The organism is Streptomyces sp. MH60, from assembly GCF_002939385.1.
In the GTDB taxonomy this organism is placed as follows: domain Bacteria; phylum Actinomycetota; class Actinomycetes; order Streptomycetales; family Streptomycetaceae; genus Streptomyces.
In genome coordinates this window covers 1-8,885 of the sequence record NZ_MULI01000136.1, presented here as the reverse complement: position 1 = coordinate 8,885, position 8,885 = coordinate 1, and the positions used below count along the sequence as shown (strand labels likewise).

The window sequence follows — 8,885 nt, the reverse complement described above, 5'->3', positions numbered from 1 at the left end:
CAGGGCATCGGCGACACCATCCGGGTGTCGCTGAGCGCTCCGCCGGTCGAGGAGATCAAGGTCGGCATCCAGATCCTGGAGTCGCTGAACCTGCGCCAGCGCGGCCTGGAGATCGTCTCCTGCCCGTCCTGCGGCCGCGCCCAGGTCGACGTGTACAAGCTGGCCGAGGAAGTCACCGCCGGTCTGGAGGGCATGGAAGTCCCCCTCCGCGTCGCCGTCATGGGCTGCGTCGTCAACGGCCCCGGCGAGGCGCGCGAGGCCGACCTCGGCGTCGCCTCCGGCAACGGCAAGGGCCAGATCTTCGTCAAGGGCGAGGTCATCAAGACCGTCCCCGAGTCCAAGATCGTGGAGACCCTCATCGAGGAAGCCATGAAGATCGCCGAGCAGATGGAGAAGGACGGCGTGGTCTCCGGCGAGCCCTCCGTCGCCGTGGCGGGCTGATCCCTCCCACCGCTGCCGCGTCGCCCCAGGGGGGCGGCGCGGCATATGCGTGGCAGGTACAGTGCGGGGACCAGCAGATCTCAGGGTGAGGCCCCCGCACGTGTTGACGCAGACCACCTCCCGCGTGCTCGAACCGAGCGACCTGGACGCCGCGCTCGCCATCCTCGACCGCGACCCGGTCACGAACGCCTTCGTGACCGCCCGCGTCCAGATCGCCGGACTCGACCCGTGGCGCCTCGGCGGCGAGATGTGGGGCTGGTACGAGCACGGCATGCTCACCTCCCTGTGCTACGCGGGCGCCAACCTCGTGCCCATCTGCGCCACCCCCCGCGCCGTCCGCGCCTTCGCCGACCGCGCCCGCCGGGCCGGCCGCCGCTGCTCCTCGATCGTCGGCCCCGCCGGCCCGACCGCCCAGCTGTGGCGGCTGCTCGAACCCGGCTGGGGCCCGGCCCGCGAGGTCCGCACCCGCCAGCCCCTCATGGTCACCGACCGCCTCCCCGACGACATCGCCCCGGACCCCTACGTCCGCCGCGTCCGCAAGGACGAGATGGAACGGATCATGCCGGCCTGCGTGGCGATGTTCACCGAGGAGGTCGGCATCTCCCCGATGGCCGGCGACGGCGGCCTGCTCTACCAGGCCCGGGTCGCCGAACTCGTCGGCTCCGGCCGTTCCTTCGCCCGCTTCGACGCCGACGGCAAGGTCGTCTTCAAGGCCGAGATCGGCGCCGCCACCGACCGCGCCTGCCAGATCCAGGGTGTGTGGGTGGCCCCCGAGTACCGCGGCAAGGGCCTGGCGGCACCCGGCATGGCGGCGGTCCTGCGCTACGCCCTCGCGGACGTCGCCCCGGTGGCGAGCCTCTACGTCAACGACTTCAACACGGCGGCGCGACGGACGTATCTCCGGGTCGGCTTCCAAGAAGTAGGCGCGTTCATGAGCGTCCTGTTCTGAACCCGCGGCAGCCCCGGCCCCACCACCGGCACCAGCACTCCCACCACAACGCCCCTGTAGGCTCCCCGGCATGGACCATGTGATCGGCCCACTGGACCTCTCCGCGCACGTGGACGAGGCCCTGGCCGTCCAAGCCGCCGCCTTCGGCCTCGGCCCCGACGAGGTGGCCGTCCGCCGTCAGATCGTCCTGCGCCACATGACCCACCCGGGCGCCAGAGCCCTCGGCGCGACCGTCCGGGGCCGCCTCGTCGGCTTCGTCTACGGCATGCCCAACGACCGCACCCACTGGTGGTCCACCGTCGTCGAGCCCTACCTCCGCGCCCAGGGCACCGACGACTGGCTCGACGACTCCTTCGTCATCACGGAACTCCACGTCCACCCGGCGTACCAGAACCGCGGCGCGGGCCGCGCCCTGATCACCACGATCACCGACGCCGCCACCGAGCCCCGCTCGATCCTCTCCGCGATCGACACCGAGAGCCCGGCCCGCGGCCTCTACCGCTCCCTCGGCTACCAGGACCTGGCCCGCCAGGTGCACTTCCCCAGCGCCCCCAAGCCGTACGCGGTGATGGGCGCCCCGCTGCCGCTGCACAGGCCACCGGCCGGTCGATAACCGATTTCCACCGCACCGGACCCCCCGGCTAACCTCCTAGCACCACCCTTACGCAGCAGGAGACACGAGAACCATGGCCAACGCACCGGTCCAGCGCATGTCGAAGTTGATGGCGAAGACGCTGCGCGACGACCCGGCGGACGCCGAGGTCCTCAGCCACAAGCTGCTGGTCCGCGCCGGCTACGTGCGCCGCACCGCCGCCGGCCTGTGGAGCTGGCTGCCGCTCGGCAAGAAGGTCCTCGGCAACATCGAGCGCATCGTCCGCGAGGAGATGGACGCCATCGGCGCCCAGGAGGTCCAGCTCCCCGCCCTCCTGCCGCGCGAGCCGTACGAGGCGACGGGCCGCTGGGACGAGTACGGCCCCGAACTCTTCCGCCTCCAGGACCGCAAGGGCGGCGACTACCTCCTCGGCCCCACCCACGAGGAGATCTTCACCCTCCTCGTCAAGGACCAGGCGTCGTCCTACAAGGACCTGCCGGTCATCCTCTACCAGATCCAGAACAAGTACCGCGACGAGGCCCGCCCCCGGGCCGGCATCCTGCGCGGCCGCGAGTTCCTCATGAAGGACTCCTACTCCTTCGACGTCGCCGACGAGGGTCTCGCCGAGTCCTACGCCCTGCACCGCGCCGCCTACCAGCGCATCTTCGAGCGCCTCGGCCTCGACTACCGCATCGTCGCGGCCACCGCCGGTGCCATGGGCGGCTCCAAGTCCGAGGAGTTCCTGGCTCCCGCCGAGGCCGGCGAGGACACCTTCGCGGACTGCCCGAACTGCGACTACGCCGCCAACACCGAGGCGATCACCTACAAGCTCACGCCCACGGACGCCACCGGCATCCCCGCGGCCGAGGACATCCCCACCCCCGACACCCCCACCATCGAGACCCTCGCCGCGTCCCTCGGCGTCCCGGCCTCCGCCACCCTCAAGAACCTCCTCGTGAAGGTGGACGGCGAGATCGTCGCCGTGGGCGTCCCCGGTGACCGCGAGGTCGACATGGACAAGGTCGAGGCGCACTTCGCCCCGGCCGCCGTCGAACTGGTCACCGCCGAGGACTTCGTCGGCCGCTCCGACCTGGTCCGCGGCTACGTCGGCCCGCAGGGCCTGGGCGAGAAGGTCAAGTACATCGCCGACCCTCGCGTCGCGCCGGGCACCGCGTGGATCACGGGCGCCAACAAGGCCGACACGCACGCCAAGAACGTCGTGGCGGGCCGTGACTTCGAGGTGGACGCCTACGTCGACGTCGTCGTCGTCCGCGAGGGCGACCCCTGCCCCAACTGCGGCACCGGCCTCAAGCTGGACCGCGCCATCGAGATCGGCCACATCTTCCAGCTGGGCCGCAAGTACGCCGACGCCCTCAAGCTCGACGTCCTCGGCCAGAACGGCAAGCCGGCCCGCGTCACCATGGGCTCCTACGGCATCGGCGTCTCCCGCGCGGTGGCCGCCCTCGCCGAGCAGCACGCCGACGACAAGGGCCTCGTCTGGTCCAAGGAGGTCGCCCCGGCCGACGTCCACGTCGTCGCCGCCGGCAAGGCCCTCCAGACCGAGCTGGCCCTGGAGGTCTCCGACAAGCTGGCCGCGGCCGGCGTCCGCGTCCTGGTGGACGACCGCGCGGGAGTGTCCCCGGGCGTGAAGTTCACCGACGCCGAACTCATCGGCGTCCCGCAGATCCTGGTGGCCGGCCGCCGCTCCGCCGAGGGCGTGGTCGAACTGAAGGACCGCCGCACGGGCGAGCGCGAGGAAGTAACGGTCGAGGAGGCCCTCACCCGCCTCACCAGCTGACGCCTTCCGGGGCGGGGCCGGACGTTTCCCGGCCCCGGCACGGGTGTGGGGTCGCGGCCCGGCGCTGCCGGGTGCCGCCGCGCCCACCCGTGCCGCCCGCAGCTGAGCGGGATGGACGGACAGCCGCGCACGGCGGGGCGGGCCCCCGGAGGGATGGCGAGCCGCAGCCGCGTACGGCGGGAAGGGGTCGTGTCGGGGGGTGTCCGCCCGCAGCGGTTGGCGCGTCCGCGCCGGTGAGATCTGTGGCCGACCGATTCCGCGCCGTTCCGAGGACGGACACCCCCCGGCGCGGCCCCGACCCACCCACCGGACCCAAGGCGCTACGCGCACCCCCACCGAACCCGCACCGGCGCCGCAGGCACCCGCACCGTCACAACCACCCCGCGAACTCCAACAACAGCTCCGCGTCCTGCTCCCGCCCCACCCGCCGGGCCCGCACCCCCGACTCCACCGCCCGGAACAGCGTCCAGCCGCGCAGCCGCTCCTGATCGACCTCCAGCGACTCCGCGAGCCGCTTGATCCGCCGCCGAGTCGTCGACGCCCCCGACGGCTGCGCGATCAGATCCTCCACCCGGTCCCGCACCAACCGCGCCAGATCGAACGCACTCTCCCCGACCACCGGATCGGGCCCCACCGCGAGCCACGGCATCCGATCCCCGGCCAGCACCTTGCTCTGCCGGAACGTCCCGTGCAGCAACCGCCGCTCCGGCGGCTCGGCCAGCAGCTCCGCGCGCACCGCGAGCGCCGCGTCGACCAGCGGCGCCACCTCGGCGTCCGCCGCCGCGCCCGCCCGCATCGCCTCGGCCTGCCGCCCGGTCCGCTCGGCCACGGTCTCGAAGGGATGGGAGTCCGGCGGCTCCACCCACAGCCGCCGCAGCGTCCCCGCGGCCTCCAGCAACGCCTTCGCCTCCGGCAGCGACCGCACCGACACGTCCGGATGCAGCCGCTCCAGCACCAACACACCCTCCTCGGCACGTTCCTCGCGCACCTGCACGGCACCCAGCCCGCCCCAGTGCACGAGCGCGGCCCGCTCGCTCTCCGGACGCGCCCGGCGCGGCGCGAGCTTCAGCACCGCCGGCGCCCCCTCGGCCGTCCGCACCAGTACGACCAGGCTGCTGCGCCCGCCGGGCACCTGCACCCGCTCGACCGCCAACTCGCGCTGCGCCACGGCCCGCTCCGCCACTTCGGGCAGCTCCGCCAACCAGTCGTCACCGTCCGGTGCCGTCTCGCCGAGCGCCCTGACCAGACGCCGCGGCGGTTCGAATGCCATGCGCGAGCCGTTCCCTTCCCGTACGGAATGCCGTACGCGTTACGCAGTCGGTGATGCCGTCGCGGCCCGCTCGGCGAGCCCAGGGAAGGCTACGCTCCCGGCCCGCCAGCGCACCGCGCGGACCGCGGCCTCGCGCAGCGCCGAGGCCGCCGAAGCCCGTCCCTCGCCCTCGGCCGCCCGCACCAGGTCGGAGTACACCCCGGCCACCCGGTCCTCCAGCTCGGCCGCCAGCCGCACCGCCGCCGCGGAGTCCGGCACCGAGAAGGGCAGCGCGTACCCCGCCGCCGCGGCCACCGGTTCCCCGCCCAGGCCCCGCACCTCGCGCGCCAGCGCGTCCCGTCCGGCCCGGTGCGCGTCGTACGCCGTCCGCGCCTCGGCACGCCGTTCCTCGACGATCCGCCCGCCGACGACCCCGTAGCCGTACACCGCCGCGTGCTCCGCCGCCAGCGCCGCCTGGAGGGCGTCCAGCCGCCCGTCCTCCGCCTTGCCCACCCGTCAGCCCTCCGTCAGCAGAAACACGTGCGCCGCCCCGGCCGCCGCGACGGAGGCCAGCAGCCGCGCCAACTCACCCGGCACATCGAGCAGCGCCCGGGCCCGCCGGTCGGCGAGCCTGCGTTCCGCACCGACGAGCAGCGCCAGGGCGCCCTTCTCGTCCGCGGGCACTGCACCGGAGTCGTCCGCCGGGCCGGCGGCCCGAGCGGAGACCGAAGGCGACGCGGCCGTCGCCGTCCCCGACGCGGACGCCGACGGCGAGCCCGCCCGCACCCCACCGAACGCCTCCGCGTGCCGCACGACCTCCTCCCGCAGCGGCCCCAGCCGCTCCGCCAGCCCGGGATGGGCCGCGATCACCTCCGCGTACCGCGCGGCGAGTTCCTCGCTGTCCCGGGCCGCACGCGCGCGTGCCCGCTCGGCGGCCGACGGGTCGGCCCCCGGCTCGCCGGAGCCAGGCCCCGCGGTGCAGCCGACGAGCAGGGCGGCCCCGGCGGCCGACGCGAGCAGGCTCCTTCTGCGCGGCCCCCGGAGCGGGCGCGGCGATGGGGAAAGCGACACGGCAGACGTCCTCGACAGGCTCGTACGGAAACGACGACAAAAGCGACGACAAACGACGGCGGAACAAAGGCAAAACGGACGGCACAACGGACGCCCAAAACGGACGGCACAGCGGACGGCGATACGGACGGCACAACGACGGTCAACGCGACGGAACCCCGCGGTACCCCGCGATCCCGCCCGCCCGTGATCACGGTACCCGTGCCCCGCCCGGCCACCCCTCATCGGCACCGCCGGACCCGGGTGGACGGCAACACCCCCCGCGACCGGATACCCTTTGACCAGACACGCGCACCGTCCCACAACAGCACACGCGGCCGAGGAGTCACCCGGATGAGCACCACCCAGAGCGAGAGGCTGCGAGAGCTGCTGGAGCCGCTCGTCGCCTCCCAGGGACTGGACCTCGAAGAGATCGCGGTGGACTCGGTCGGCCGCAGGCGTGTGCTGAGCGTGGTCGTCGACTCCGACACCGGAGCGGACCTGGACCGGATCGCCGATGTGAGCCGCGCGCTCTCGGCGAAGCTCGACGAGACCGACGCGATGGGCGAGGGGGAGTACACCCTCGAGGTCGGCACCCCCGGCGCGGAGCGCGCCCTCACCCAGCACCGCCACTACGTGCGCGCCACGGACCGCCTGGTCCGGTTCCAGCTGCACGAGGGCGGCGAACTGGTCGCCCGCATCCTCGCCGTGGACGAGGACGGACTCGACCTCGAAGTACCGGGGGTGAAGGGCCGCAGGCCCACCACCCGCAGACTGCCCTTCGGCGACATCGACAAGGCACGCGTCCAGGTCGAGTTCAACCGCAAGGACGCGAAAGACAGCGACAGCAAGAGCGACAACACGACGGAAGAGGAGGAGGCGTAGCCGTGGACATCGACATGAGCGCCCTGCGGGGCTTGGTACGGGAGAAGGAGATCTCCTTCGACCTGCTGGTCGAGGCGATCGAGTCGGCCCTCCTCATCGCCTACCACCGCACCGAGGGAAGCCGCCGGCACGCGCGCGTGGAGCTCGACCGGAACACCGGCCATGTGACCGTGTGGGCGAAGGAGGACCCGGACGACCTCGAGGAGGGCCAGGCGGCCCGCGAGTTCGACGACACCCCGTCCGACTTCGGCCGCATCGCCGCCACCACCGCCAAGCAGGTCATCCTGCAGCGGCTGCGCGACGCCGAGGACGACGCGACGCTCGGCGAGTACGCCGGACGCGAGGGCGACATCGTCACCGGCGTGGTCCAGCAGGGCCGCGACCCGAAGAACGTGCTGGTGGACATCGGCAAGCTGGAGGCCATCCTGCCGGTGCAGGAGCAGGTGCCCGGCGAGACCTACCCGCACGGCACGCGCCTGCGCTCGTACGTCGTCCGGGTGGCCAAGGGCGTACGGGGCCCCTCCGTGACGCTCTCCCGCACGCACCCCAACCTGGTGAAGAAGCTGTTCGCCCTCGAAGTGCCGGAGATCGCCGACGGGTCCGTCGAGATCTCCGCGATCGCCCGCGAGGCCGGCCACCGCACCAAGATCGCAGTACGCTCCACCCGCTCGGGGCTGAACGCCAAGGGCGCCTGCATCGGCCCCATGGGCGGCCGGGTGCGCAACGTCATGGGCGAGCTGAACGGCGAGAAGATCGACATCGTCGACTGGTCGGACGACCCGGCCGAGATGGTGGCGAACGCGCTCTCCCCGGCCCGTGTCTCCAAGGTGGAGGTCGTGGACCTGGCGGCCCGCTCCGCGCGCGTGATCGTGCCCGACTACCAGCTGTCGCTGGCCATCGGCAAGGAAGGCCAGAACGCCCGGCTCGCGGCCCGGCTGACCGGCTGGCGGATCGACATCCGCCCGGACACCGAGCAGCCCTCCGACGCGTCGTCGGAGCGGCCGTCCGACGCCCGCGGGGAATAGATCCAAGCCGCACGGCGCTGAGATCACGACAGCTTTGTGTGCGGCACGTGTTCGATTCTTACCCCGAAGGGGTGAGGTCGGTCCGGGGAGGTAGACTTAGAAGTGTCTGGCCGGACACGTAGCCGAGCATGCCCCGAGCGCACCTGCGTGGGGTGCCGGGAGCGAGCGGTCAAGAGTGAGCTGCTGCGCACCGTGGCGATCGAGGGTCATTGCACCCCCGATCCACGCGGTACGCTGCCCGGCCGGGGTGCGTACGTACACCCCGTACCGGTCTGCGTCGACCAGGCGGTGCGCCGCAAGGCGTTCCCGCGGGCGCTCCGCGTCCCGGGTCCGCTCGACGTAAAGGCGTTGCGCCACTACGTCGAGCAGGCAGAAGGTTGCGACAAGGTTGCGGAAAGCAGCATGTGAGCAACGTGGTAAGGAAGACATGCCGCGCGGAACCCCGCGCGGCTTGGTACCTCGCGAGTCGAAAGCAGGTCGAGATTGCGATGAGCACTCGATGAGTACGCGATGAGTACGCCCATGAACTAGCGACGGTCCGGACGCAACCCGGACCTCAGAGGAGCGAAGTGGCTAAGGTCCGGGTCTACGAACTCGCCAAGGAGTTCGGTGTCGAGAGCAAGGTCGTCATGGCCAAGCTCCAGGAACTCGGTGAATTCGTCCGTTCGGCGTCTTCGACGATCGAAGCGCCCGTCGTACGCAAACTGACAGACGCATTCCAGCAGGGTGGCGGCAACGGCCGTTCCGCCGGCCGCCCCGCGGCCCCCAAGAAGGCTGCCCCCAGGCCGTCGGCGCCGTCCCCGGCGCAGGCCGGCCCCTCCCGCGCCGTTCCGGCAGCGGGGGACCGTCCGGCTGCCCCGCGGCCGCCGGCCGCACCCAAGCCCGCGGCTGCCGAG

General features: G+C 72.6%; 11 protein-coding genes. 8 read left to right on the top strand and 3 right to left on the bottom strand.

Going from position 1 to position 8,885, the window contains the following annotated elements; all coding sequences use genetic code 11:
• The 4 genes from BZZ08_RS37465 to BZZ08_RS37450 all read left to right on the top strand — a co-directional run.
• Positions 1–441: flavodoxin-dependent (E)-4-hydroxy-3-methylbut-2-enyl-diphosphate synthase (locus tag BZZ08_RS37465; protein WP_198601930.1), on the top strand; the 441-nt coding region annotated here is incomplete at its 5' end.
• A 100-nt stretch (positions 442–541) separates the two neighbouring features.
• Positions 542–1,390 carry a GNAT family N-acetyltransferase gene (locus BZZ08_RS37460; RefSeq protein WP_198601929.1) on the top strand — a complete coding sequence of 283 codons (849 nt, stop codon included), beginning with the start codon at positions 542–544 and terminating at the stop codon, positions 1,388–1,390.
• Between the two features lie 70 nt (positions 1,391–1,460).
• Entirely contained in the window at positions 1,461–2,003 is a 543-nt protein-coding gene (locus tag BZZ08_RS37455; protein ID WP_104636606.1) for a GNAT family N-acetyltransferase, read from the top strand.
• A gap of 73 nt (positions 2,004–2,076) precedes the next feature.
• Positions 2,077–3,780 carry a proline--tRNA ligase gene (locus BZZ08_RS37450; protein ID WP_104636605.1) on the top strand — a complete coding sequence of 568 codons (1,704 nt, stop codon included), beginning with the start codon at positions 2,077–2,079 and terminating at the stop codon, positions 3,778–3,780.
• A 370-nt stretch (positions 3,781–4,150) separates the two neighbouring features.
• Here BZZ08_RS37450 and BZZ08_RS37440 read toward each other — a convergent pair whose 3' ends face one another.
• Genes BZZ08_RS37440 through BZZ08_RS37430 form a run of 3 tightly spaced genes read right to left on the bottom strand, consistent with a single transcriptional unit; the run spans position 4,151 to position 6,100 of the window.
• Positions 4,151–5,050, bottom strand: a complete 900-nt coding sequence (locus BZZ08_RS37440; RefSeq protein WP_104636604.1) for an aminoglycoside phosphotransferase family protein — start codon at positions 5,048–5,050, stop codon at positions 4,151–4,153.
• Positions 5,051–5,089: 39 nt separating this feature from the next.
• Complete coding sequence (locus BZZ08_RS37435; RefSeq protein WP_104636603.1) at positions 5,090–5,542, bottom strand: ferritin-like domain-containing protein; 453 nt, start codon at positions 5,540–5,542, stop codon at positions 5,090–5,092.
• A gap of 3 nt (positions 5,543–5,545) precedes the next feature.
• Positions 5,546–6,100, bottom strand: coding sequence for a hypothetical protein (locus BZZ08_RS37430; RefSeq protein WP_104636602.1), 555 nt, complete (start codon positions 6,098–6,100; stop codon positions 5,546–5,548).
• 333 nt (positions 6,101–6,433) lie between these two features.
• Here BZZ08_RS37430 and rimP point away from each other — a divergent pair, with 333 nt between their 5' ends.
• The 4 genes from rimP to BZZ08_RS37410 all read left to right on the top strand — a co-directional run.
• The gene (rimP, locus tag BZZ08_RS37425) at positions 6,434–6,964 is read left to right on the top strand and encodes a ribosome maturation factor RimP (RefSeq protein WP_104636601.1); all 531 of its coding nucleotides are present in this window, start codon (positions 6,434–6,436) and stop codon (positions 6,962–6,964) included.
• A gap of 2 nt (positions 6,965–6,966) precedes the next feature.
• Positions 6,967–7,989, top strand: coding sequence for a transcription termination factor NusA (gene nusA, locus BZZ08_RS37420; RefSeq protein WP_104636600.1), 1,023 nt, complete (start codon positions 6,967–6,969; stop codon positions 7,987–7,989).
• A 102-nt stretch (positions 7,990–8,091) separates the two neighbouring features.
• On the top strand, positions 8,092–8,397 hold the full coding sequence (locus BZZ08_RS37415; RefSeq protein WP_104636599.1) for a YlxR family protein: 306 nt from the start codon (positions 8,092–8,094) through the stop codon (positions 8,395–8,397).
• Positions 8,398–8,558: 161 nt separating this feature from the next.
• Positions 8,559–8,885: translation initiation factor IF-2 N-terminal domain-containing protein (locus BZZ08_RS37410; RefSeq protein ID WP_198601928.1), on the top strand; the 327-nt coding region annotated here is incomplete at its 3' end.

Bases quoted from the DNA above. Each gene is read 5' to 3' on its own strand.
- BZZ08_RS37455 (WP_104636606.1), top strand. From the start codon at position 1,461: ATGGACCATGTGATCGGCCCACTGGACCTCTCCGCGCACGTGGACGAG.
- BZZ08_RS37450 (WP_104636605.1), top strand. From the start codon at position 2,077: ATGGCCAACGCACCGGTCCAGCGCATGTCGAAGTTGATGGCGAAGACG.
- BZZ08_RS37440 (WP_104636604.1), bottom strand. From the start codon at position 5,050: ATGGCATTCGAACCGCCGCGGCGTCTGGTCAGGGCGCTCGGCGAGACG.
- rimP (WP_104636601.1), top strand. From the start codon at position 6,434: ATGAGCACCACCCAGAGCGAGAGGCTGCGAGAGCTGCTGGAGCCGCTC.